Below are 23,049 nucleotides of genomic sequence, written 5' to 3'. Positions count from 1 at the left end.
TCAGCCGCCCGCGCCGGTGGCGCCCGCGCCCGCCATGTCGTCGGCGTGCACGACGCCCTCCTCGGTGGACTTGCGGCTCTGGCTGAGCCGCCTCTCCACGTAGACGGCCAGCCTGCTCAGCGCGTAGTTCGCCACGATGAAGATCACGGCCAGCACGAAGTAGACCTGGATCGGGTTGCCCAGGTTCTGGATGATGAAGCCCGCGACCCGGACGGTCTCCTCGTAGCTGATGATGAAGCCCAGCGACGTGTCCTTGAGGACCACGACCAGCTGGCTGATCAGCGCGGGCAGCATCGCCCGGAACGCCTGCGGGAGCAGGATCAGCGTCAGCACCTGGCCGCGGCTCATCCCCAGCGACTCGGCCGCTTCGCGCTGACCGCGCGGCAGGGAGTTGATGCCCGCGCGCACGATCTCGGCGATGATCACCATGTTGTAGGCGGTCAGGCCGATCACCAGGTACCACAGCAGCGGGATGTCCACACCGAACTCAGGCAGCACCCGGGCGGCGAAGAAGATGGTCAGCACGACCGGGATGCCGCGCAGCAGCTCGATGAAGCCGACCACCAGCCAGCGGTACCAGCGGCTGGCGGTGATGCGGGTGACGGCCAGGAACGTGCCGAGCACCAGGGACAGGGCCACCGCGAGCGCCGCGGCCACCAGGGTGTTGGCCAGTGCCTCGCCGAGCAGGGTCCACACCTGGGTGAACACGCTGTCGCCCGGGTTGAGCAGCGGGCCCCACTTGTCCTCGGTGAACTGGTCCCGCTCGTAGAGCCGGTACCCGACGAAGCCGAGCACGCCGAGCAGGACGACGCCCGCGAAGACGCTGCTGATCAGCACCCGGCGCTTGGCGCGTGGTCCGGGGGCGTCGTAGAGGACTGACGCCGTCATCGGACGATCGCCACCTTCCGCTCAAGCCAACCGAGCGCCAGGCCGCCCGGGATGGTGATGATCAGGTATCCGAGGATGACGCCGATGAAGACCGGCAGCGCGGCTTCCCCGCGCGAGCTGGTGAGCGTGGCCGAGACGGAGAACAGCTCGCCGCCGACCCCGAAGGCGCCGACGATCGCCGAGTTCTTGACCATCGCGATGATGACGCTGCCCAGCGGCGGCACCACGGTGCGCACCGCCTGCGGCAGGATGATCGTCCCCAGGGACTGGCCGAAGGTGAAGCCCATGGCGCGGGCGGCCTCGGCCTGCCCGGCGGGCACCGAGTTGATGCCCGCGCGCACCGCCTCGCAGACGAAGGCGGAGGTGTAGAGGATGAGACCGGTGACGCCGAACCAGAAGTACGCGCCGTTGACGCCGATCTCCGGCAGGCCGAACGCACAGAAGAACAGCACCACGGTCAGCGGGCAGTTGCGGAAGACGGTCACCCAGCCCGACCCGATCCACCGCAGCGGCGGGACCGGCGAGACGCGGAAGCCCGCCATGACGGTACCGAGGACCAAGGAGCCGATGAAGGCGTACCCGCAGATCAGCAGGGTTTTGAAGAACCCGTCCCGGTACAGGGCGAAGTTATCGATGATGACGTTCACGTGGACTCCGTGCCCCGGCTACGGATCAGGGCGTCCACCAAGCGGCGGACGCCCTGATCACCGTTGGGTTACTTGCAGACGTCGGTCTCGGGCAGCGTGGGGACCTCGGAGGCCACCTTGCCCGCGGTGTCCTTCCACGCCTTCTCGTAGCCGCCGTCGGAGGCCGCGCCCTTCAGCGTGTCGTTGATGAACTCGCAGAACTTGACGTCGCCCTTCTTGACGCCGATGCCGTAGGGCTCCTCGGTGAAGGCCTTGTCGACCAGCTTGAACTCGCCGTTGCTGTTGTCGACCAGGCCCATCAGGATGACGTTGTCGGTGGTGACGGCCTGCACCTGACCGGTGCGCAGCGCGTCGGCGCACTTGGAGTACACGTCGAACAGCACGATGTTCGCGGCGTCGACGTACTCCTTGATCTTCTCGGCCGGGGTGGAGCCGGTGACCGAGCAGACCTTGACGTTGGCGGCCTTCAGCGAGTCCGGACCGGTGATCGCCGTGTTGTCGCTCTTGACCATCAGGTCCTGGCCTGCCTGGTAGTACGGCCCGGCGAAGGTGATGCGGTCCTTGCGCTTGTCGTTGATCGTGTAGGTCGCCACGACGAAGTCGACGCGGCCCTGCTCGATCGACTCCTCGCGCACCGCCGACGGGGTCTCGACCCACTCGATGCTGTCGGCGGAGACGCCCAGCTTGCCCGCGATGATCTTGGCGATCTCCACGTCGAAGCCCGCGGGCTTGCCGTCGAGGCCCTTGAGGCCGAACAGCGGCTGGTCGAACTTGGTGCCGACCTTGACCTTGCCCGCCGACTTGAGCGTGGCCATGGTGGTGCCCGCTTCGAACTCGGTGCCGGTGTCCACCGGGGGCGCGGAGCCCTCCGTGCCACCTTCACCGCAGGCGGTCAGCGTGAGCGCGAGGGCCGCGGTCACCGAGCCGACCAGGAGGCGCCGGAGTCGCATGAACTGCTCCTTACATGTCGTCGGCAGGCGGTCCCGGCCTGCCGAGCGGGGGGTTGCGATCAGTGCGTCAGGATCTTGCCAAGGAAGTCCTTCGCACGCCCGGACTTGGGGGCGGTGAAGAACGTGTCGGGCGTGCTGTCCTCGACGACCTCGCCGTCGGACATGAAGATCACCCGGTTGGCGGCCTGGCGGGCGAAGCCCATCTCGTGGGTGACCACGAGCATGGTCATGCCCTCGCGCGCCAGGGTCGACATGACGTCCAGCACCTCCTGGACCATTTCCGGGTCCAGGGCGGAGGTGGGCTCGTCGAAGAGCATCACCTTCGGGCGCATGGCCAGGGCGCGGGCGATGGCGGCGCGCTGCTGCTGGCCGCCGGAGAGCTGGGCGGGGTACTTCTCCGACTGGTTGGCGATGCCGACGCGCTCCAGCAGTTCCATCGCGGTCTTGCGCGCCTCGGCGGCGGGCTGCTTGCGCACCTTGACCGGCGCGAGCGCGACGTTCTCCAGGATCGTCTTGTGGGCGAAGAGGTTGAAGCTCTGGAAGACCATGCCGACCTCGGCGCGCAGTTGCGCGAGCTGCTTGCCCTCGGCGGGCAGCGGCCTGCCGTCGACCTCGATGACCCCGGAGTTGATGGGTTCGAGCCGGTTGATGGCCCGGCAGAGGGTGGACTTGCCGGAGCCGGAGGGGCCCAGCACGACCACGACCTGGCCCCTCGGCACGTCGAGGGTGATCTCCTTGAGGACGTGCAGCTGGCCGAAGAACTTGTTCACCGACACCATCCGAATCATCGGAGTGCCGGGGTCCTGGGCGGTCATGCGGGTCCTCCACGAACGCGTTCGGCGACGGTGGGCGGTCGGATTCGCGAAACTTACTCCGGCCGCCACCGAAGTCCAGCAGGCTTGAGCAACACTTAGGGTCTCAACTCTGTCACACCTGCGCTAACCGGGAGGACACGCGGTGCGAGTGCTGCTCGTGGAGGACGACGACCGGGTCGCCGACGCCCTCGTCCCGGCGCTGGTCCGGCGCGGCCTGGCGGTGCGCAGGCTGGCCTCGGGCGCCGGGGTGCTCGACACGGTCGGTGACGTCGACGTGGTCCTGCTGGACCTAGGCCTGCCTGATGTGGACGGCATCGTCCTGTGTCGACAGATCCGCGCGGCCAGTGACGTCGCCGTGATCGTGGTGTCCGCCCGCGGCGAGGTCGACGACCGCATCCTGGGCCTGCGCGCCGGCGCCGACGACTACCTGGTGAAGCCCTACGACGTCGACGAGCTGGTGGCCCGCGTGCACGCCGTGCGCAGGCGCAAAGCCCCCGCGGGGACGGGCGCGGGCGGCAGCGGGGTGGCCGAGCTCGACGGCGTGCACGTCGACTTCGACCGCCATGAGGTCACTGTGGACGGTGCGGCGATCGCCTTGTCGCGCAAGGAGTTCCACGTCTTCGGGCTCATCGTGGGGGCGGGCGGCGCCGTGTGCTCGCGCGAGCACATCCTCGCCGAGGTGTGGGGCCGCGCGGGCGCGGCGGAGAACCGGACCCTCGACGTGCACGTGGCCAACCTGCGCACCAAGCTCGGCCGTCCAGCGCTCATCGAGACCGTGCGCGGCGTGGGCTACCGGCTGGCGCGCAAACCCGACCGCACCGACTGAGGCATCCTGGACCAGACAGGGGGGAGCGGCGATGCGGACTCGGCTGCTGGGCATGGTCTGGTTCCTCGTCGCACTGGTCGTCTTCGGCCTCGGGGTGCCGCTGGCGCTGTCGGTGGCGGGCACCGAGCAGCGCAACGTGTTCCTCGACCGGCTCACCGACACCACCCGCTTCGCCTCGATGGCCCAGCGCCCGCTCATCGACAACCAGCCCGCGTCCATGCGCGAGGAACTGCGGCGATACCACGAGCTGTACGGCATCGACGTGGTCGTGGTCGACCGCGACAGCCAGGCCCAGGTCGGCTCCGGCCGGTTCGGGCAGAGCGACATCGATCTCGACGACCCCGAGGTGCGCACCCAGCTCAACAAGGCGCTGGCCGGGCTCAGGCCGGAGTCGGGCCCGCTGCTGCTGCCCTGGGACAGCCGCCCGCTGGTGCTGGCGGGCCCGGTGCTGGTCGACGCCGACGTGCGCGGGGCGGTGGTCACCGTCTCCCCGACCGGCGAGAGCCGCACCCGGATGCTGTGGTGGTGGCTGCTCATCGCCGCGGGCGGGGTGACCGCGTTCGCGCTGGCCCTGCTGGTCGCCGTCCCGGTGATCCAGTGGATTCTGCGCCCGGTGCGCCGACTGGACGAGGCCACCGGGGCGCTGGTCGGCTCCGTCGTCGGCGGGCGCGAGGTCCGGCCCGTCGGCAGCGCCCACGGCCCGCCGGAGCTGCGCCAGCTCGGCCGCTCGTTCGACCAGATGGCCGCCAGCGTCGCCGACACCCTCGCCGCCCAGCGCGCCTTCGTCGCCGACGCCTCCCACCAGCTGCGCAACCCGCTGACCGCGCTCAAGCTGCGCCTGGCCAACCTCGAAGGCCACGTCGACGAGACCGCCGAGGTGCACAGGGAGGCCGCGGCCGCCGAGGCCGACCGGCTCAAGCGCATCCTCGACGAGCTGCTGGCCATGGCCCGCGCCGAGGGGGCGGGCAGCGACCTGGTCCCGGTCGACGTCGACCAGGTCGTCGCCGAGCGGGTCTCCGACTGGGACGTGGTGGCCATCGCGCGCGGCATCGACCTGGACATCGAGGGCCTGGCCGGGGACGTGACCGCCTTCACCCCCGCCCGCGCGGTCGAGGGAATCCTCGACGCCCTGCTGGACAACGCCCTGAAGTTCACCCCGTCCGGGGAACGGGTGCGGGTCACCGTCACCTCCGGTGACCACCGCGTGGAGCTGGCCGTGCGCGACCACGGGCCGGGGCTGCGGCCGGAGGAGCTGGAGCGGGCCACCGACCGGTTCTGGCGCAGCCACGCCCACCAGAACGTGCCCGGCTCCGGGCTCGGGCTGGCCATCGTCAGCCGCATCGTCGCCAAGGCGGACGGGGAGCTGCGCCTGGACCTGCCCGACGGCGGCGGCCTGCGGGTCACCGTGGTGCTGCCCGCGCAACCGGTCTAGATCTTTTTGTCCCGGTAGTAGCGCACCGCGCCTGGGTGGAGGGGGACTGGAGCGGTCTCGATCGCGGAGTGGATGTCGATGGCGGTGGCCGCCCGGTTCGCCCGCACCAGGGCGGGCTGGGCCTCGAACAGGGTCGCCACCAGCGCGGCCGCCAGCTCCTCGGGCATCGCGTCGGTGGTCAGCAGGTAGTTCGGCACCGACAGCGTGTTCACGGCCTGGCCCGCCAGCCGGTAGGTCGAGGCCGGGATCAGCTCGGCGTTGTAGACCGGGTACCGGATGAGCAGCTTGGGCAGCACGTCGCTGAGGTCGAGCAGCCGGATCGGCAGGACGGCGGCCAGGTCGGAGATCCGGTCGGTCGGCAGCCCGCCGGACCAGAAGAACGCGTCCACATCGCCGTCCTCGAACGCCTTGATGGAGTCGCCGAGGCCGAGTTCGCGCTTGGTGAGCGCACCCGGGCCCGCCAGCCCGGCCACCTCGAGCACCCGGGTCGCCATGACCGCGACGCCCGACTCCGGCGCGCCGATCGCGACCTCCTTGCCCGCGAGGTCGGCCACGGTCTGCAGCTGGGTGTCGCTGCTCCTGACCACCAGGTGCAGGTAGTCGTTGTAGAGCCGGGCCAGCGCCATCGGCCTGCGCGGGCCCCGCGGCGGCGCGGCCGCCACGTCCGCGGTGCTGAACGCGACGTCGACCTCGCCGTTGACCAGCTTGTTCAGGTTGTCCGGGGAGCCGCGGGTCTCCAGCACCTCGGGGCGGGGCATCTCCAGGCGCGCCTGGCAGGCGTCGGCCAGCGGAGCCGACAGCTTGTAGTACACCCCGCCTTCGAGCCCGGCGGCGATCCGCAGGCGCACGCCCTCGAAGCCGGTGTTGCAGGCGCTCAGCAGCACGGCGACGGCGGCCACGACCACCAGCGCCACGCCGAGCCGGATGCGCGCCATCGGCAGATCGTGCCAGATCCGGGTGGGCATCGGCGGGGTCTTCGCGAACGCGTACCCTCAAGCACCGAGATGCGCACCTATGAAGTTCGCACCTTCGGGTGTCAGATGAACGTCCACGACTCCGAGCGGCTTTCCGGCCTGCTGGAGGACGCTGGCTACGCGGCGGCCGTCCCCGGGCAGGTCGCCGATGTCGTCGTGCTCAACACCTGCGCCGTGCGGGAGAACGCCGACAACAAGCTCTACGGCAACCTCGGGCACCTCGCGCCGGTGAAGACCGCCAACCCGGGCATGCAGATCGCCGTCGGCGGCTGCCTCGCCCAGAAGGACCGCGGCGAGATCGTCCGCCGCGCGCCGTGGGTCGACGTCGTGTTCGGCACGCACAACATCGGCTCGCTGCCGGTGCTGCTCGACCGGGCCAGGCACAACCGGCGCGCCGAGGTGGAGATCCTGGAGTCGCTGGAGACCTTCCCCTCCACGCTGCCCGCCCGCCGCGACTCCGCGTACGCGGGCTGGGTGTCGGTCTCGGTGGGCTGCAACAACACCTGCACGTTCTGCATCGTCCCGTCGCTGCGGGGCCTGGAGAAGGACCGCCGCCCCGGCGACGTGCTCGCCGAGGTGCGGGCGCTGGCCGCCGAGGGCGTGCTGGAGGTGACCCTGCTCGGGCAGAACGTCAACTCCTACGGCGTGGAGTTCGGCGACCGCTTCGCCTTCGGCAAGCTGCTGCGCGCGTGCGGGGACGTCGACGGCCTGGAGCGGGTCCGGTTCACCTCCCCGCACCCCAAGGACTTCACCGACGACGTCATCGCCGCCATGGCCGAGACCCCGAACGTGTGCCACCAGCTGCACATGCCGCTGCAGTCGGGCTCCGACGACGTGCTGCGCCGGATGCGCCGCTCCTACCGCTCCACGCGCTACCTGTCGATCCTGGAGGAGGTCCGCGCGGCGATGCCGGACGCGGCGATCACCACCGACATCATCGTCGGCTTCCCCGGCGAGACCGAGGCCGACTTCCAGGCGACGCTCGACGTCGTGCGCGAGGCCCGGTTCGCGAGCGCGTTCACCTTCCAGTACTCCAAGCGCCCCGGCACACCCGCCGCCGAGCTGCCCGACCAGCTGCCCAAGGCGGTGGTCCAGGAGCGCTACGAGCGGCTGGTGCAGCTGCAGGACGCCGTGTCGTGGGAGCAGAACAAGCAGGTCGTCGGGCGGACCGTCGAGCTGCTGGTCGCCACCGGCGAGGGCCGCAAGGACGCCGACACGCGGCGGATGAGCGGCCGGGCCCGGGACAACCGGCTGGTCCACTTCACCCCATCCGGGACGGAGCGGCCCGGGGACGTCGTGGAGGCGGTCGTCACCTACGCCGCCCCGCACCACCTGGTCGCCGACGGCCCGCTGGTCTCCCACCGGCGCACTCGCGCCGGGGACAACCACGAGGCGGGCATCCGCCCCAAGACCGGCGTCGGCTTGGGCCTGCCGGGCTTCGGCGCCCCTGCCGCCGCCCCGGTGACCTCTGGATGTGCCACGCCATGACCTCCGACGACGACGCGCTGCGCGCCGAGGTGGACGCGGTGGAGCGCCGCGCCGTGCGCACGGTGGAGCTGGGCGGGCGCGCGGTCGTGCTGGCCGTCGGCGTGTTCGTGCTGATGATCGGCTACATCCTGCCGTGGATGGGCGACGCGGCGGGCTGGCAGGTGCTCTTCGGCACGGGCGACGCCGCGGGCAAGGCGGGCATGGTGCCCCGGCTCTTCGCCGCGACGTCGCTGCTGTTCGGCGTGCTGGCGTCCGCGCTGGCCCTGATCACCCGGCTGTGGGCGCTGAGCTGGGTCTGCGCCCTGGGCGGCTGGTTCGCCTCGGTCGACGGCCTGCTGGCGATCTGGACGCGCCAGTCCTCGGCCGGGCTGGACTCGCCGGGCCCGGGGATCGGGCTGGTCATCAGCGAGATCGCGATGGTCGTCGTGGCCACGCTGTGGTTCCGCACCGCGTGGTCGCGTCCACTAGGCGTGAGCTGACCACCAGGCGTCATCGAGGGTCCCGTCCGCGACGAACTCGGCCGGGCCGGTGAGGGTGGACGTGCCCTCCCCGATCGTCACCCGGACCGTGCCGCCGGGGATGTGCACGGTGACCTCACCGGTCCGCGCGCCGCTGTGGTGCAGGGCGGCGGCAGCGGCGGCGACGGTCCCCGTGCCGCAGGAGCGGGTCTCGCCGACGCCGCGCTCGTGCACGCGCATCCGGATCTCGTTCGCGGCGGCGGGCACGATGAACTCGATGTTGACCCCGTGCGGGAAGACGCCCGCGTCGAAGTCCGGCTGCCTGGTCAGGTCGAGGGTGTCGAGGTCGGGGACCACGCACGCCAGGTGCGGGTTGCCGACGTCGACGCCGAGGCCGGTCACGGACCGGCCCCCGACGGTGGCGCTCGACTCGCCCAGCAGGCGCACCGGTCCCATGTCGACGGTGACGCTGCCGTCCGGGTGGACGGTGGCCGCGCGCACGCCGGAGCGGGTGCCCACGGGGAACTCGGTCTCGACCAGCCCGGACTTGACCGGCCTGGACTTGACCAGCCCGGACTCGGCGAGGTGGCGGGCGAAGACCCGCACCCCGTTGCCGCACATCTCCGCGACCGAGCCGTCGGCGTTGCGGTAGTCCATGAACCACACGTCGCCGTCCACCTCGGGCGGCGCGTCCTCGACCGCCTTCGTCCGCACGACCCGCAGCACGCCGTCCGCGCCGAGGCCGCGGCGGCGGTCGCAGAGGGCCCGCACCCGCCCGACGGTGAGGTCGAGTTCGCCGTCGGGGTCGGGCAGCAGCACGAAGTCGTTCTCCGTGCCGTGCCCCTTGCGGAACGGGATGGGCATGCCCGCAGCCTACTTAGTGGCGAGTTCCAGGGCGGCGTCGACCAAGTCGGGGCGGGCGGCGTCGAGCCAGGTGACGCGGGCGTCGCGGCGGAACCAGGAGCGCTGGCGGCGCACGAAGCGGCGGGTGGCGCGCGCGGTCTCGGCGGCCGCGGCGGCCAGGTCGCTGTCCCCATCTATTGCGGTGAGGACCTGCTGGTAGCCCAGGGCGCGGGCGGCGGTGCGGCCCTCCCGCAGGCCGCGGGCCTCCAGGGCGCGGACCTCCTCGACCAGACCACCCGCGAACATGTGCTCGACCCGGGCGTCCACCCGGGCGTCCAAAGTCGCGGCGTCGCGGTCGAGACCGAGCAGGACGGCGCCGTAGCGCGGCGGCCCGGGGCGGGGCATGGTCGCGGAGAAGGGGCGGCCGGTCAGCTCGATGACCTCCAGGGCCCGCACGAGCCTGCGGCCGTTGCTGGGCAGGATCGCGGCGGCGGCGACCGGGTCGAGCCTGCTCAGGCGCTCGTGCAGGGTGGGGGCGCCGACGTGGGCCAGCTCGGTTTCGAGCTCGCCGCGCAGCCGCGGGTCGGTGCCGGGGAACTCCAGGTCGTCGAGCACGGCCTGGACGTAGAGGCCCGAACCGCCGACCAGGATGGGCGTCCTGCCGCGGCCGCGGATGTCCTCCACGGCGGCGCGGGCATGGCGCTGGTAGGCGGCGACCGAGGCGGTCTCCCGCACGTCGAGCACGTCGAGCTGGTGGTGCGGGATGCCCCGGCGCTCGGCGGGAGTGATCTTGGCGGTGCCGATGTCCATGCCCCGGTAGAGCTGCATGGCGTCGGCGTTGACCACCTCGCCGCCCAGGCGTTCGGCGAGGGCGACGCCGAGGTCGGACTTGCCGGTCGCGGTCGGCCCCACGACGGCGACGGTCACACCGGTTCCCACAGGGCCAGGTGGTAGGCGACGCCGAAGGGGACGAAGGTGGCCGCGTGGGTGGCGTGCCAGCGGCGTCCGTCGGCGTCGACCGCGCCCGCCAGGACCTGCCACGGCGCCCGGCCCACGGCGCCCAGCTCGTCGGCGGGCGCGGGCTCCAGGCCGAGCAGGGCGCCGGTGTCCACGCCGGCGAGGGCGGCGGCGACCCCGCTGTCGAAGGCCGCGGCCCGCTCGTCCGGGCGGCCGACCGCCCGCGCGCCGTGGCGGTGCGAGCCGTCGCCGAGGATCAGCAGGCCGACGGGGTCGGGTTCGGCGGCGATGGCGTGTCCGAGGGCCGCGCAGGCGTGCGGGTCCAGGTCGGCGGGCACCAGGCGCACATCCACGGACTCGGCCCCGACCTGCCCGCGCAGCCAGCCCGCCACCAGGCTCGGCAGGGGCCACGACGGGTTCGGGCTGGCGGGGGAATCCTGGTCGCGGAGGGTGACCCGGACGTCGACGCCGTAGCCGAGGAACGTCCCCGCCGTCCCGGACCCCGGCTCGCCCACACCGACGGCGACCCAGCGGGACGCGGCGGCCGCCAGGCTGCCCGCCACGGCCAGGCAGGCGGCCCGGACCGCGGCGGCGTCGGGATCGTCGCCACCGATCAGTTCGGGCACCAGCAGCGGCGGCTGGGGGAGCACCGCGACGCGCGAGATCACGGCCCGAGCGTACGTCCGCCGCACATTCTCGGCGTTCGCGCCCCACATGGCGCGGAGTTTGCGGCACGATGTTGTGCAGTGCGGCCCTCGGGATACCCAGGTGGCACCTGACCTGTTTGAATACGCGCAGGTAGAAAGGTGCCCGACGGCCGAGAGATGGTCGTACGCACAGTGCTGGGCCCCGCGCGAGCGGGGCGCCCGTGGAAGCAGCGGGCAACGCAGGCGGGAGGAGCCGGCCAACATGACCGACGAGCAGGACTACGCCAAGGCCGTGACGGAGCGCGGTCACCAGAGCGCGACGGACACCCCCGAGGTGTCCGCACCGGCCACGGACTCGGCAACACCGGACCAGGCCCAGGCCACTCCCGCCCCGGTGACACCGGACCCCACCCCGAACTCCGCCCCCGAGGCGGCCACCCCCACCTCGGCCGTCGCCCTCGCGGACCCCTCCGAGGCCCCCGCCGACAGCGCCGTGACCCCGTCCGAGCCCGCCCCGGACGCCCCTGCCGACAGCGCCGCCCCGTCCGAGCCCGCCTCGGACGCTCCGGCTGAGAACGCGGACCCGGTGTCCACCGACAACGGTGCGGCCCCGAGCGAGCCCGCCCAGAGTGAGCCCGCCGAGAGTGCGGCTGAGGCGTCCGCCGACAGCGTCGCCGCTCCGGCCGAGTCCGCCTCGGATGCCCCCGCTGAGAACGCGGACCCGGCTGAGGCGTCTGCCGACAGCGCCGCGACCCCGTCCGAGCCCGCCCAGAACGCTCCCGCTGAGAGCGCGGCTCCGGCCGCGAGTGCTCCGGCTGAGTCGGCCCCGGTCACGTCGTTCGCCGTTCCCGCTCCGGGCGCGTCGGCGAACGCGGTGGCGGTGTCGAGTTCGGCCGTGTCCGCCGCCCCGGCGCCGCCGCCGACCCCGGCCGTGCTGACCTCGACCTCTGGGCCCACGCAGCACGCGCCCGCTCCGGACGTGGTGGCGGCGATCGTGCACCCGCCCGCGCTGACCGGGGGCGATGAGGTGCAGGCCCCGGCGCTCGCCTCGGACGACCCCGACAAGTGGGGCCGGGTCGACGCCGAGGGCACCGTGTACGTGCGCACCGCCGACGGCGAGCGCTCGGTCGGTTCCTGGCAGGCCGGTGAGCCGGTCGAGGGCTTGGCGCACTTCGCCCGCCGGTTCGACGACATCCGCACCGAGGTGGAGTTGCTGGCCGCGCGGCTGGCGTCGGGCTCCGGTGACCCGAAGCAGTCCGCCGCCTCGGCCCGCCACCTCAAGGACAGCCTCGCCGAGGCGCACGTGGTGGGTGACCTGGTCGGCCTGGCCGCCCGGGTCGACTACGTGATCGAGCGCGCCGGGGTGGCCGTCGAGCAGGCCAAGGTCGCCCGTGACGCGGCCCGCGGCGAGGCCGTGGCCCGCAAGCAGGAGCTGGTCGGCGAGGCCGAGCAGATCGCCGAGGAGTCCACCCAGTGGAAGGCCGCGGGTGACCGCCTGCGCGCCATCCTCGACGAGTGGAAGACGATCAAGGGCGTCGACCGCAAGACCGACGAGCAGCTGTGGCGCCGCTTCGCCAAGGCCCGTGACACCTTCAGCCGCCGCCGCGGGTCGCACTTCGCCGACCTGGACCGCCAGCGGACCACGGCGAAGACCCGCAAGCAGGAGCTGGTCGACGAGGCCGAGACGCTCTCCGAGTCCGACGACTGGGGCCCCACCGCGGGCCGGTTCAAGGACCTGATGGTGGAGTGGAAGGCCGCGGGCCGCGCCCCCAAGGACGCTGACGACGCCCTCTGGCAGCGTTTCCGCGCCGCGCAGGACAAGTTCTTCTCCCGCCGCTCGGCGGTCTTCGACGAGCGCGACGCCGAGTTCGCCGACAACGCCAAGCGCAAGGAAGAACTCCTCGCCGAGGCGGAGAAGATCAACGTCAAGGGCGACCTGGAGGGTGCGCGCAACCAGCTGCACCGCATCCAGGAGCGCTGGGAGCAGGTCGGCAAGGTCCCGCGCGAGCGCATCCGCGACCTCGAGGGCAGGCTCCGCGCCGTCGAGGAGAAGGTGCGCACCGCCGCCGACGCCCAGTGGCGCCGCTCCGACCCCGAGGCCGAGGCCCGCGCCGCCCAGTTCCGCGAGCGCGTCGAGCAGTTCGAGGCCCAGGCCGCCAAGGCCCGCGCCACGGGCGACAAGCGCCGCGCCGAGCAGGCCGAGGCCCAGGCGGCCCAGTGGCGCGAATGGCTCGCCGCCGCCGAGCAGGCCGTCGCCAGCCGCTAGCCAGCCGATCGCACAGGCCCCTGGTCCGCACCGGATCGGGGGCCTGTGCCGTCCCCGCCGGACTCACACCTCCTCGTGCTCCGGCACGTCGCGGAGCTTGCGCAAGGGGGACAGCACGAGCCACAGCGACGCCAGGGCCCACCCGCTGACGGCGATCCAGACGGTCGTGCGGATGCCCAGCCACTCACCCAGCCCCCCGCCCAAGAGCCCGCCCAGCGGCAGGGCGCCCCAGACGATGAACCGGACGCTGGCGTTCATCCGGCCCAGCAGGTGGTCGGGGCAGATGGTCTGGCGGAAGCTGACCTGCGCGACGTTGAAGACCACCACGCACAGCAGGACCATCACGTAACCCGCCACCGCGACGACCAGCGGCCAGCCCGGGGCCGCCAGCGGGATCAGCAGGCCGAACGGCGCGCCGACCACCTGTGACACCCAGATGGCCCGGACCTGCCCGATCGCCCGGTTGACCCTGGAGGCCACGAGCGCCCCGACGATCCCGCCCGCCCCGGCCGCGCCGACGACCAGGCCGACACCGCCCTCGGTCAGCCCCACCTCCTTGACCAGGAACAACACGAACACCGCGTTGTTGACACCCGCGAACAGCAGCCACGTCGACATGCACGCGACGATCGAGCGCAGGTACCGGTTGCCCAGGACGAACCGCAGGCCCTCCATCACCTCCGCGCGCAGGTCCCGGACCGCGGGCCGGACGGGCTCCGGCTCGACGGCGGTGATCCGGCTCAGGAACAAGGCCGAGGCGAGGTAGCCGGCACTGGTGACCACCAGGGCCGACGCCGCGCCCACGGCCTGGGCTAAGCCGCCGCCGAGCGCCGGGCCCGCCGTCTGGGCGACGGAGTGGCTGGCCTGGAGCTTGGCGTTGCCCTCGACCAGGTGCACCCGCCCGACCAGCGACGGCAGGTACGACTGGTAGCCCACGTCGAAGAACACCGTGCAGGTGCCCACGAGGAGCGCGACCACCACCAGATGGGTGAACGTGAGCGCCTCCAGCCACCACGCGGCGGGCACCGTGGCCAGCAGGGCCGCCCTGGCCAGGTCCATGCGGATCATCAGGGGACGCCGCCGCATCCGGTCCACCCAGGCGCCCGCGGGCAGGCCGATCAGCAGGAACGCCGCCGTCTCCGCCGCGGTCAGCACCCCCATCTGCCACGCCGACACGTTCAGCAGCCCCACCGCGAGCAGGGGCAGCACGACATGACCGAGCGCGAACCCGACCTGGGCGATCGAGTCGCCCACCCAGAGGCGCCGGAAGTCGACGTGGTGACGCAGGGTCGTGGCCATGCGGGAGAGGATGGCGGAAGTGATTGGGAAGTGTCAATCGCTTTTGCGGCGCGCCGTAGAGTTGGGCCGTGAGCGAACAGAACCCGGCCCGCAGGCCCGCGTCGCCGGTCGAGGTGGCGGTGCTCGGCTCGGCGGTCCGACTGCGGATCATCCGCCTGACCCACCAGCGGCCGCTGACCAACAAGGAGATCGCCGCCCAACTGGACCGCGATCCGGCCACCACCCTGCACCACGTGCGGAAACTGGTCGACGCGGGTTTCCTGGAAGCGCTGCCCGAGCGACGCGGCAACCGCGGAGCCCGGGAGATCCCCTACCGCTCGACCGGCCGCAGCTGGCAGCTCGACGACCCCGCCCGCGGCAACCGGGACGTTGCCGAGGCCATGCTGCAGGCGTACCTGGGCGAAGTCGGTGAGATCGACTTCGCCGAGCTGCTGCAAACCCGCCTGGTCGTCCAGGTCGACAGCGAGGGCCGCGACGAGCTGGTACGACGCATCGGCGAGGTGCTCGACGAGTTCCAGAAACGCCCGGTGGACCCCGCTGAACCGCGTACCGCCATCTATGTCTCGTTCTATCCGGGGCAATAACCGGTCGTACAACCGGCAAAGTCGTGCAACCATGGAAAGACGGCCGGAACGCCCCGGCCCCGACCGCGAAGGACGTGTTCACCAGGTGACAGAGGAATTGATTCAGCCAGACGACAGCGGCATCCCGAACGGTCCGGCTGACCTCTCCCTCGGTGAAATGGAACTAGAGGAGCGGTCCTCCCTGCGGCGTATCGCCGGACTGTCCACCGAGCTCGAGGACATCACCGAGGTCGAGTACCGGCAGCTCCGCCTGGAGCGGGTCGTGCTCGTCGGGGTGTGGACCGAGGGCGCCGCCCACGAGTCGGAGGCGTCGCTGGCCGAGCTGGCCCGCCTCGCCGAGACCGCGGGCTCCGAGGTGCTCGAAGGGCTCGTGCAGCGCCGCGACCGGCCGGACTCGGCCACCTACATCGGCTCGGGCAAGGTCAAGGAGCTGGCCGACATCGTCGTGGCGACCGGCGCCGACACCGTGATCTGCGACGGCGAGCTATCGCCGAGCCAGTTGCAGCAGCTGGAGTCGCGGCTCAAGGTCAAGGTCATCGACCGCACCGCGCTCATCCTGGACATCTTCGCCCAGCACGCCCGGTCGAAGGAGGGCAAGACCCAGGTCGAGCTCGCCCAGTTGCAGTACCTGCTGCCCAGGCTGCGCGGCTGGGGCCAGACGCTGTCCCGGCAGACCGGTGGTCGCGCGGGCGGCCAGGGCGGCGGCGTGGGCCTGCGCGGGCCGGGTGAGACCAAGCTGGAGACCGACCGCAGGCGCATCCACGCCCGCATCGCCAAGCTCCGCCGCGAGATCAAGGCCATGGGCACCGTCCGGGCCACCAAGCGCGGCAGGCGCGTCGCCAACGCCGTGCCCAGCGTGGCCATCGCCGGCTACACCAACGCGGGCAAGTCGAGCCTGCTCAACGTGCTGACCGACGCGGGCGTGCTCGTCGACGACGCGCTGTTCGCCACCCTCGACGCGACCACCCGCCGCGCCGAGACCACCGACGGGCGCCTGTACACGCTGACCGACACCGTCGGTTTCGTGCGTCACCTGCCGCACCAGCTGGTGGAGGCGTTCCGCACCACGCTCGACGAGGTGGCCGACGCCGACCTGGTCGTGCACGTGGTCGACGGCTCCGACCCGATGCCGGAGTGGCAGATCAACGCCGTGCGCGAGGTGCTCAACGACATCGGCGAGCACCGCGACACGCCGATGCCGCCGGAGCTGGTCGTGGTCAACAAGATCGACGCGGCGGGCGATCTGGCGCTGGCCAGGCTGCGGCACCTGATCCCGGGCGCGGTGTTCGTCTCCGCGCACACCGGGGTGGGCATCGAGGAGCTGCGCGAGCGCATCGGCGACGTCCTGCCGAGGCCGAACCGCGAGCTGGACGTGCTCGTGCCCTACGAGCGCGGCGAGCTGGTGGCCCGCATCCACCGCGAGGGCGAGGTGCTGTCCGAGGAGCACGTCGAGGTCGGCACGCACGTGCACGCCCGGGTCAACCCCGACCTCGCGGGCGTGCTCGCCGCCTACGTCGTGGACCGCTCCACCGTCTGAGGCTCACCCGGGACGGGACTCCGTCCCGGGTGAGCGGCCTCGGCTACCGTGGAGTGGACACGGGGAGGTGGCGGTGCGGGCTTGGGTGACCCTGGCGCTGGTGGCCGTGTTGGGCGCGCCCGGCGCGCTCGCCCAGGGGAACGCGCCGAAGGACCAGTGCAGGCTCAACGACAAGCGCTTGACCGAGGTGTCCGGTGTGGCCTCTGACGGCGAGCGCTGGTACCTGGTCAACGACGGCGGTCGGGCCGCGACGGTCTACGTCCTGTCCCGTGACTGCGCGGTCCAGGACGTGATCAGCGGTCCCACCGACCCCTACGACGTCGAAGACCTCGCCCGCGCCGCCGACGGCACGCTGTGGTTGTCCGACACCGGGGACAACGACAAGGACCGCAAAACCGCCGCCCTCATCTCGCTGACCCCGGCGGGCAAGTCAGCCGTGCACCGGCTGACCTATCCGGACGGTCCACATGACACGGAGGCGCTGCTGCTCGACCGCTCCGGCGTCCCGCACCTGGTGACCAAGAGTCCTTTCGGCACCGCCGGGATCTACCGCCCCGCCGGGAAACTGGCCAGCCCCGGACCGACCAGGCTGGAGCACGTCGGCTCGGTCACGCTGCGACCCACCGACACCCAGGGCGGCCCGGTGCCGCCGTCGGTCGGCTCGGTCGTGGTGACCGGGGGAGCGGTCAGTCCGGACGGGACGGTCGTCGCGCTGCGCACCTACACCGAGGCATACCTCTACCCGGCCCCCGACGGCGACATCGTGGCCGCTCTCGGCCGCGAGCCCGTGCGCGTGCCGCTGCCCAACGAGCCCCAGGGCGAGTCCATCGCCATCGAGCCGGACGGCACCCTGGTCTCGGTGTCGGAAGGCCGCGGCACCCCGGTCCGGCTGGTCAGAGGCGTGGCTCCAGTCGCGGCGGAGCCGACGGCCACCACGACCGACCCGCCCGCCGAGGGCGACCTCGCCGCGGGCAAGGACGCGCCCGTCAGCAAGGACGACGGCCTGGCCACCATTCCCGCCATCGGCTTCACCGCCGTCGCGGTGGGGGCCCTGCTGTTCGTCATGCACCGCAGGGCCACCCGCAAGCGCTAGGACCTGTCCTCCAACCCGGCCGATGAGAGTCGGGATCAGGAGGGCAGCCGCCACAACGGAAACACGGCCTAGAGCCGCCGCAGCACCGCCACGACCTTGCCCAGGATGGTCGCCTCGTCACCCGGGATGGGCTCGTAGGCGTCGTTCTGCGGCAGCAGCCAGGCGTGGCCGTCGCGGCGCTTGAAGGTCTTCACGGTGGCCTCGTTGTCGATCATCGCGGCCACGATGTCGCCGTTCTCCGCCGTCGGCTGCTGGCGCACGACCACCCAGTCGTCGTTGGCGATCGCGGCGTTGATCATCGAGTCGCCCGCGACCTTCAGCATGAACAGCGCGCCCTCGCCGACGAGCTCCTTGGGCAGCGGGAACACTTCCTCGACCGCCTGCTCGGCCAGGATCGGGCCACCGGCGGCGATGCGGCCGAGCATCGGCACGTACGTCGGGCTCGGGCCCTGCTCCGGCTCCGGGGTGAGCTGGGCGGGGGAGGCGTCGGCGGGCAGCACGCCGATCGCGCGCGGGCGGTTCGGGTCGCGGCGCAGGTAGCCCTTCTCCTCCAGCGCGCGCAGCTGGTAGGCCACCGACGAGGTCGAGGTCAGGCCCACGGCCTCGCCGATCTCGCGCACGCTGGGGGGGTAGCCGAAGCGCTGCACCCAGGACCGGATCACCTCCAGCACCTGGCGCTGCCTGAGTGGAAGCTCAACGGCCTCGTGGGCGGGCTCGGGGAACTTGCGCACGGTGCCGCGCACCGCGGGCTTGCGCTTCGGGGTGTCTGCGGGGGTGCGACCGTTCGTGCCTGCCACTGCGCTGTCCTCCAGATGCGAACCGGGCGGGCCCGGGTCTTCCGCGTCGATCATGTCCAGTGTCGACGGTAGTCCGATGACCTGCGGAGATCAAACACCTGTTCGAGCGACACGCCGAGGAACTCTCGATTTTCCCCGCCTCGGATGGTAGACATTCGCACGGACGTTCGATCGAACGCGAGTTCGAGGAGGTTGCCATGGCGACGGCCCTGACCACCAGGTCTTCGACACGGCACGTGGTGCCCGGGCGCGCGCTGCGGCGGGGCGGGGAGGGCAGGCTGCGCCCGCCCAACCGGCGGCGGCCGGTGGGGGCCGCGCACGCGGTCGTCGCGCCCGACTGCGCGCCGCGCCGCTCGCCGATCCCGCTGGCGGCGCTGGTCGGCGTGGCCGCCTCGGTGGCGGCGACGGTGTTCGGCCTCGGCAGCTACGTCGGGTCGATGGCGGAGTCGACCGTGCCGGGCGAGACGGCGGTGGTGCGGGTGGCGCCGGGGGAGTCGTTGTCCGAACTGGCCGCGCGCTCTGCCCCGGGCAGCGATGTGAGCGCCGTCGTCGACCGGATCATGGAGCTGAACGGGCTGGTGGGCGCCGACCTGGTCCCAGGTCAGCCGCTGACCGTGCCGGTCGCGCGCGGCTGAGTGTTACGACAATCACAGCTCTTGGGGAAGTCGGACAGCCAGGGCGGACTCCGGCGCGGCGCGCCGTTGAGACGCCCTCACTGATCTTGCCGGTCATGGCATGTTTTGCGCGGTCTGACGCGTTGTGCTTATAGCACGTTCTTCAGGTCTGCCACACCCAATGGTGTGACAGTGCGTGTTCACCTGGTTGCTTGAATCTGCGCGTCCGCGTTTCCCCTGGTACAGCGCCATGGGCGCGGGCGACTCAGCCGCTGGGCCAGTCGAGTTGCCAACATCTGCGGTCTGGGCATAGGTTTCACCCCAACATCTAGGGGTTACACGCTTGTAGTTTGTCCACAGGTTGGGGTGGGTTATCCACCTCGGCACCCGGTTCTGTCCACAGATTGATCACCATGCGTGGTCGGGCCGCCCACAGAGGAGTCAGCGATGCGGTGCCCGTTCTGTCGACACCCAGACTCCCGAGTCGTCGACTCGCGTGAGGTCGACGAGGGCCAGGTCATCCGCAGGCGGCGGTCGTGCGCGCTGTGCGCCCGCCGGTTCACCACCGTCGAGGAAGCCGTCCTCGCCGTGGTCAAGCGCTCCGGGGTGACCGAGCCGTTCAGCCGCGAGAAGGTCGTGCGCGGGGTGCGGCGGGCATGCCAGGGCAGACCGGTGGACGAGGACCAGCTGCAGCAGTTGGCCCAGCGGGTGGAGGAGACGATCCGGGCGACCGGACCGGCCGAGGTGCCCAGCAACGAGGTCGGCCTGGCCATCCTGGGCCCGCTGCGGGACCTCGACGAGGTGGCCTACCTGCGGTTCGCCTCGGTCTACAGGTCGTTCTCCTCGGTTGCTGACTTCGAGAAGGAGATAGCCGACCTCCGGGCCGCGGTGGCCCGCGAGGCGGCACGTCGTGATGACGAGTAAGCGTCGACGGCCCCAGCACGGGGCACACAAGCAGACCAGGCCGCATCGGACGGGGAGCCCGGACGTGGCCGCACCAGCTCACGAGGGAGACGTCATGACCGAGACCGTGGGGACGCCTGCGGACACAGCACGCCGGGGGCTGCGTATGCAGCGCGTGTACACCACGGAAGGTGTGCACCCATATGACGAGGTGACGTGGGAGCACCGCGACGTCGTCATGACCAACTGGCGCGACGGCTCGGTCAACTTCGAGCAGCGCGGCGTCGAGTTCCCCGACTTCTGGTCCATCAACGCCGCGAACATCGTCACCAGCAAGTACTTCCGCGGCGCCGTCGGCACCCCGGTCCGCGAGCACTCCCTGCGCCAGCTCATCGACCGCGTCGTGAAGTCCTACACCGCCGCGGGCGCCAAGCACGGGTACTTCGCCGACCCCGCCGACGCCGAGGTCTTCGAGCACGAGCTGACCTGGATGCTGCTGCACCAGGTGTTCAGCTTCAACTCCCCGGTGTGGTTCAACGTCGGCACCAGCTCCCCCCAGCAGGTCAGCGCGTGCTTCATCCTCGCCGTCGACGACACGATGGACTCGATCCTCAACTGGTACAAGGAGGAGGGGCTGATCTTCAAGGGCGGCTCCGGGGCGGGGCTGAACCTCTCCCGCATCCGCTCGTCCAAGGAGCTGCTCTCCTCCGGCGGCACCGCCTCCGGCCCCGTGTCGTTCATGCGCGGCGCGGACGCCTCCGCGGGCACCATCAAGTCCGGCGGCGCCACCCGGCGCGCGGCGAAGATGGTCGTGCTCGACGTGGACCACCCCGATGTCGAGGAGTTCATCGAGACCAAGGCCCGCGAGGAGGCGAAGATCCGCGTCCTGCGCGACGCGGGCTTCGACATGGACCTCGGCGGGTCCGACATCACCTCGGTGCAGTACCAGAACGCCAACAACTCCATCCGCGTGTCGGATGAGTTCATGCGCGCGGTGGAGCAGGGCGGCAAGTTCGGGCTGCGGTCGCGGACCACCGGCGAGACCATCGAGCGGGTCGACGCCAAGGGCCTGTTCGGCAAGTTGGCCAAGGCCGCGTGGGGCTGCGCCGACCCGGGCATCCAGTACGACGACGTCATCAACGACTGGCACACCTGCCCGGAGTCCGGCCGCATCACCGCGTCCAACCCGTGCAGCGAGTACATGCACCTGGACAACTCCAGCTGCAACCTGGCGTCGCTGAACCTGATGAAGTTCCTCGGCGACGGCGGGCAGTTCGACGCCGAGACCTTCGTCAAGGCCGTCGAGCTGGTCATCACCGCGATGGACATCTCCATCTGCTTCGCCGACTTCCCGACCGAGCCGATCGCCGAGACCACCCGCCGGTTCCGCCAGCTGGGCATCGGCTACGCCAACATCGGCGCGCTGCTGATGGCCACCGGCCACGCCTACGACTCCGACGGCGGCCGCGCCCTCGCCGCGGCCATCACCTCGCTGATGACCGGCACCGCCTACCGGCGCTCCGCCGAGCTGGCGGGCGTCGTCGGCCCGTACGAGGGCTACGCCCGCAACGCCGACGCCCACCAGCGCGTCATGCGCAAGCACGCCGCGGCGAACGACCTGGTGCGCACCTATCACAAGACCGACTCCGCGGTGCACCGCGTGGCGACCCGGGAATGGCAGGCCGCGCTGGAGGTCGGCGCGCGCGCGGGCTGGCGCAACGCCCAGGCCAGCGTGCTCGCCCCGACCGGCACCATCGGCCTGATGATGGACTGCGACACCACTGGCATCGAGCCCGACCTCGCGCTGGTCAAGTTCAAGAAGCTGGTCGGCGGCGGCTCCATGCAGATCGTCAACCAGACGGTGCCGCGCGCGCTGTCCTCGCTGGGCTACCAGCCCGAGCAGGTCGAGGCGATCGTGGAGTACATCGCCGAGCACGGCCACGTCGTCGACGCGCCCGGTCTGCGGACCGAGCACTACGAGGTGTTCGACTGCGCGATGGGCGAGCGCTCGATCGCGCCCATGGGCCACGTGCGGATGATGGCCGCGGTGCAGCCGTTCATCTCCGGGGCGATCTCCAAGACGGTGAACATGCCGGAGGCGGCGACCGTCGAGGAGGTCGAGGAGATCTACTTCCAGGGCTGGAAGATGGGTCTCAAGGCGCTGGCGATCTACCGCGACAACTGCAAGGTCGGCCAGCCCCTGTCCGCGGGCAAGGGCGCCAACAAGGGCGGCGCGGCGGAGCCGGAGAAGGTCGTGGAGTACCGGCCGGTGCGCAAGCGCCTGCCGAAGAAGCGCCCGTCGCAGACGGTGTCGTTCACCGTCGGCGGCGCGGAGGGCTACCTGCACGCGGGCTCGTACCCCGACGACGGCCTCGGCGAGATCTTCGTCAAGCTGGGCAAGCAGGGCTCGACCCTGGCCGGGGTGATGGACGCCTTCTCCATGTCGATCTCGGTCGGCCTGCAGTACGGCATCCCCCTGGAGTTCTACGTCTCCAAGTTCCAGAACCTGCGCTTCGAGCCCGCGGGCATGACCGACGACCCGGACGTCCGCATCGCGACCAGCGTGCTGGACTACCTGTTCCGCAGGCTGGCCCTGGACTACCTGCCGTACGAGAAGCGCGCCCAACTGGGCATCTTCACCGCCGCCGAACGCTCGGCCCAGGTCGCGACCGACTACACCGGCCAGTCCGATGTGGACCTGGAGGGCCTGCGCACCTCGGTCGACGCCACCCCCCGCGCCCAGATCGAGTCCGCCCCGGAGGCCCACAGCTCGACCGAACTGCTGGAACTCCACCTCGGCAAGGCCGCCGACGCCCCCCTGTGCATGACCTGCGGAACGAAGATGCGCCCCGCGGGCTCCTGCTACGTCTGCGAGGGCTGCGGCTCCACCTCAGGCTGCAGCTAGGTCGAACTACCGTGTCAGAGCCGGGGTCGGCGATTTGCAGCCCCGGCTCTGACACGGCCACCTGGGTGCACTTGTTGATCTCTAGTGTTGGCCTCGACGAGTCCGAGGTAGCCGCGATGAGCAAGG

General features: G+C 71.6%; 21 protein-coding genes. 11 read left to right on the top strand and 10 right to left on the bottom strand.

Annotated elements, in window-relative coordinates:
- The 4 genes from ACTG9Q_RS17310 to ACTG9Q_RS17295 all read right to left on the bottom strand — a co-directional run bounded on the left by ACTG9Q_RS17310 (position 1) and on the right by ACTG9Q_RS17295 (position 3,273).
- On the bottom strand, positions 1-888 hold the full coding sequence (locus ACTG9Q_RS17310) for an amino acid ABC transporter permease (RefSeq protein ID WP_455573820.1): 888 nt from the start codon (positions 886-888) through the stop codon (positions 1-3).
- Positions 885-1,535, bottom strand: a complete 651-nt coding sequence (locus ACTG9Q_RS17305) for an amino acid ABC transporter permease (RefSeq protein ID WP_455573819.1) — start codon at positions 1,533-1,535, stop codon at positions 885-887. The genes ACTG9Q_RS17310 and ACTG9Q_RS17305 overlap by 4 nt, the downstream gene beginning before the upstream one ends.
- A 68-nt stretch (positions 1,536-1,603) precedes the next feature.
- Complete coding sequence (locus ACTG9Q_RS17300) at positions 1,604-2,485, bottom strand: glutamate ABC transporter substrate-binding protein (RefSeq protein WP_455573818.1); 882 nt, start codon at positions 2,483-2,485, stop codon at positions 1,604-1,606.
- A gap of 59 nt (positions 2,486-2,544) precedes the next feature.
- Positions 2,545-3,273 (bottom strand): amino acid ABC transporter ATP-binding protein, encoded by a 729-nt coding sequence (locus ACTG9Q_RS17295; protein ID WP_455574041.1) that lies wholly within the window; start codon positions 3,271-3,273, stop codon positions 2,545-2,547.
- Between the two features lie 169 nt (positions 3,274-3,442).
- On the opposite strand from ACTG9Q_RS17295, the gene ACTG9Q_RS17290 reads away from it, so the two are divergent.
- Together ACTG9Q_RS17290 and ACTG9Q_RS17285 are read left to right on the top strand one after the other, a co-directional pair.
- Entirely contained in the window at positions 3,443-4,126 is a 684-nt protein-coding gene (locus ACTG9Q_RS17290; protein WP_455573817.1) for a response regulator transcription factor, read from the top strand.
- A gap of 31 nt (positions 4,127-4,157) precedes the next feature.
- On the top strand, positions 4,158-5,558 hold the full coding sequence (locus tag ACTG9Q_RS17285; RefSeq protein WP_455573816.1) for a sensor histidine kinase: 1,401 nt from the start codon (positions 4,158-4,160) through the stop codon (positions 5,556-5,558).
- Here the strand turns inward: ACTG9Q_RS17285 and ACTG9Q_RS17280 are convergent.
- Complete coding sequence (locus ACTG9Q_RS17280) at positions 5,555-6,493, bottom strand: TAXI family TRAP transporter solute-binding subunit (RefSeq protein WP_455573815.1); 939 nt, start codon at positions 6,491-6,493, stop codon at positions 5,555-5,557. The genes ACTG9Q_RS17285 and ACTG9Q_RS17280 overlap by 4 nt on opposite strands.
- Before the next feature lie 69 nt (positions 6,494-6,562).
- Between ACTG9Q_RS17280 and miaB the strand changes: the two genes are divergently transcribed.
- Positions 6,563-8,020: a tRNA (N6-isopentenyl adenosine(37)-C2)-methylthiotransferase MiaB gene (gene miaB, locus ACTG9Q_RS17275; RefSeq protein ID WP_455573814.1), complete on the top strand. Its 1,458-nt coding sequence runs from the start codon at positions 6,563-6,565 to the stop codon at positions 8,018-8,020.
- Positions 8,017-8,499, top strand: coding sequence for an Rv2732c family membrane protein (locus ACTG9Q_RS17270; protein WP_455573813.1), 483 nt, complete (start codon positions 8,017-8,019; stop codon positions 8,497-8,499). Before miaB ends, ACTG9Q_RS17270 begins: the two co-directional genes overlap by 4 nt.
- On the opposite strand, the gene dapF is transcribed toward ACTG9Q_RS17270, so the two are convergent.
- From dapF to ACTG9Q_RS17255, 3 genes are read right to left on the bottom strand one after another with little or no spacing between them, the layout of a single operon-like run.
- A complete protein-coding gene (dapF, locus tag ACTG9Q_RS17265; protein WP_455573812.1) occupies positions 8,485-9,342 on the bottom strand; it encodes a diaminopimelate epimerase in 858 nt (285 codons plus the stop codon). The two genes, ACTG9Q_RS17270 and dapF, sit on opposite strands and share 15 nt — an antisense overlap.
- 9 nt (positions 9,343-9,351) lie before the next feature.
- A complete protein-coding gene (gene miaA / locus ACTG9Q_RS17260; protein WP_455573811.1) occupies positions 9,352-10,248 on the bottom strand; it encodes a tRNA (adenosine(37)-N6)-dimethylallyltransferase MiaA in 897 nt (298 codons plus the stop codon).
- Positions 10,245-10,946, bottom strand: coding sequence for a hypothetical protein (locus ACTG9Q_RS17255; protein WP_455573810.1), 702 nt, complete (start codon positions 10,944-10,946; stop codon positions 10,245-10,247). The genes miaA and ACTG9Q_RS17255 overlap by 4 nt, the downstream gene beginning before the upstream one ends.
- Positions 10,947-11,916: 970 nt before the next feature.
- Here ACTG9Q_RS17255 and ACTG9Q_RS17250 point away from each other — a divergent pair.
- Positions 11,917-13,191 carry a DUF349 domain-containing protein gene (locus ACTG9Q_RS17250; protein WP_455574040.1) on the top strand — a complete coding sequence of 425 codons (1,275 nt, stop codon included), beginning with the start codon at positions 11,917-11,919 and terminating at the stop codon, positions 13,189-13,191.
- A 63-nt stretch (positions 13,192-13,254) separates the two neighbouring features.
- On the opposite strand, the gene ACTG9Q_RS17245 is transcribed toward ACTG9Q_RS17250, so the two are convergent.
- Positions 13,255-14,490, bottom strand: coding sequence for an MFS transporter (locus ACTG9Q_RS17245; RefSeq protein WP_455573809.1), 1,236 nt, complete (start codon positions 14,488-14,490; stop codon positions 13,255-13,257).
- 68 nt (positions 14,491-14,558) lie between these two features.
- Between ACTG9Q_RS17245 and ACTG9Q_RS17240 the strand changes: the two genes are divergently transcribed.
- The 3 genes from ACTG9Q_RS17240 to ACTG9Q_RS17230 all read left to right on the top strand — a co-directional run bounded on the left by ACTG9Q_RS17240 (position 14,559) and on the right by ACTG9Q_RS17230 (position 17,704).
- A complete protein-coding gene (locus tag ACTG9Q_RS17240; protein ID WP_455573808.1) occupies positions 14,559-15,074 on the top strand; it encodes an ArsR/SmtB family transcription factor in 516 nt (171 codons plus the stop codon).
- 157 nt (positions 15,075-15,231) lie between these two features.
- Positions 15,232-16,611, top strand: coding sequence for a GTPase HflX (hflX, locus tag ACTG9Q_RS17235; protein ID WP_455573807.1), 1,380 nt, complete (start codon positions 15,232-15,234; stop codon positions 16,609-16,611).
- A gap of 67 nt (positions 16,612-16,678) precedes the next feature.
- Positions 16,679-17,704, top strand: a complete 1,026-nt coding sequence (locus ACTG9Q_RS17230; RefSeq protein WP_455573806.1) for a hypothetical protein — start codon at positions 16,679-16,681, stop codon at positions 17,702-17,704.
- Between the two features lie 68 nt (positions 17,705-17,772).
- On the opposite strand, the gene lexA is transcribed toward ACTG9Q_RS17230, so the two are convergent.
- Entirely contained in the window at positions 17,773-18,501 is a 729-nt protein-coding gene (lexA, locus tag ACTG9Q_RS17225; protein WP_455573805.1) for a transcriptional repressor LexA, read from the bottom strand.
- 197 nt (positions 18,502-18,698) lie between these two features.
- On the opposite strand from lexA, the gene ACTG9Q_RS17220 reads away from it, so the two are divergent.
- From ACTG9Q_RS17220 to ACTG9Q_RS17210, 3 genes are all read left to right on the top strand, one after another.
- Positions 18,699-19,136 (top strand): LysM peptidoglycan-binding domain-containing protein, encoded by a 438-nt coding sequence (locus tag ACTG9Q_RS17220; protein WP_455573804.1) that lies wholly within the window; start codon positions 18,699-18,701, stop codon positions 19,134-19,136.
- A 426-nt stretch (positions 19,137-19,562) separates the two neighbouring features.
- The gene (nrdR, locus tag ACTG9Q_RS17215) at positions 19,563-20,039 is read left to right on the top strand and encodes a transcriptional regulator NrdR (protein WP_455573803.1); all 477 of its coding nucleotides are present in this window, start codon (positions 19,563-19,565) and stop codon (positions 20,037-20,039) included.
- A 94-nt stretch (positions 20,040-20,133) separates the two neighbouring features.
- Complete coding sequence (locus ACTG9Q_RS17210; RefSeq protein ID WP_455573802.1) at positions 20,134-22,923, top strand: vitamin B12-dependent ribonucleotide reductase; 2,790 nt, start codon at positions 20,134-20,136, stop codon at positions 22,921-22,923.
- Positions 22,924-23,049: the final 126 nt, after the last annotated feature.

Source organism: Actinokineospora lacus (assembly GCF_053813445.1).
The sequence above is the reverse complement of the archived record's forward strand: the minus strand, read 5'-3'. Positions and strand labels throughout refer to the sequence as shown.

Bases quoted from the DNA above. Each gene is read 5' to 3' on its own strand.
- nrdR (WP_455573803.1), top strand. From the start codon at position 19,563: ATGCGGTGCCCGTTCTGTCGACACCCAGACTCCCGAGTCGTCGACTCG.
- miaB (WP_455573814.1), top strand. From the start codon at position 6,563: ATGCGCACCTATGAAGTTCGCACCTTCGGGTGTCAGATGAACGTCCAC.
- ACTG9Q_RS17270 (WP_455573813.1), top strand. From the start codon at position 8,017: ATGACCTCCGACGACGACGCGCTGCGCGCCGAGGTGGACGCGGTGGAG.
- ACTG9Q_RS17210 (WP_455573802.1), top strand. From the start codon at position 20,134: ATGACCGAGACCGTGGGGACGCCTGCGGACACAGCACGCCGGGGGCTG.
- hflX (WP_455573807.1), top strand. From the start codon at position 15,232: ATGGAACTAGAGGAGCGGTCCTCCCTGCGGCGTATCGCCGGACTGTCC.
- dapF (WP_455573812.1), bottom strand. From the start codon at position 9,342: ATGCCCATCCCGTTCCGCAAGGGGCACGGCACGGAGAACGACTTCGTG.
- ACTG9Q_RS17310 (WP_455573820.1), bottom strand. From the start codon at position 888: ATGACGGCGTCAGTCCTCTACGACGCCCCCGGACCACGCGCCAAGCGC.
- ACTG9Q_RS17220 (WP_455573804.1), top strand. From the start codon at position 18,699: ATGGCGACGGCCCTGACCACCAGGTCTTCGACACGGCACGTGGTGCCC.
- ACTG9Q_RS17295 (WP_455574041.1), bottom strand. From the start codon at position 3,273: ATGATTCGGATGGTGTCGGTGAACAAGTTCTTCGGCCAGCTGCACGTC.
- ACTG9Q_RS17300 (WP_455573818.1), bottom strand. From the start codon at position 2,485: ATGCGACTCCGGCGCCTCCTGGTCGGCTCGGTGACCGCGGCCCTCGCG.
- ACTG9Q_RS17285 (WP_455573816.1), top strand. From the start codon at position 4,158: ATGCGGACTCGGCTGCTGGGCATGGTCTGGTTCCTCGTCGCACTGGTC.
- ACTG9Q_RS17280 (WP_455573815.1), bottom strand. From the start codon at position 6,493: ATGGCGCGCATCCGGCTCGGCGTGGCGCTGGTGGTCGTGGCCGCCGTC.
- ACTG9Q_RS17245 (WP_455573809.1), bottom strand. From the start codon at position 14,490: ATGGCCACGACCCTGCGTCACCACGTCGACTTCCGGCGCCTCTGGGTG.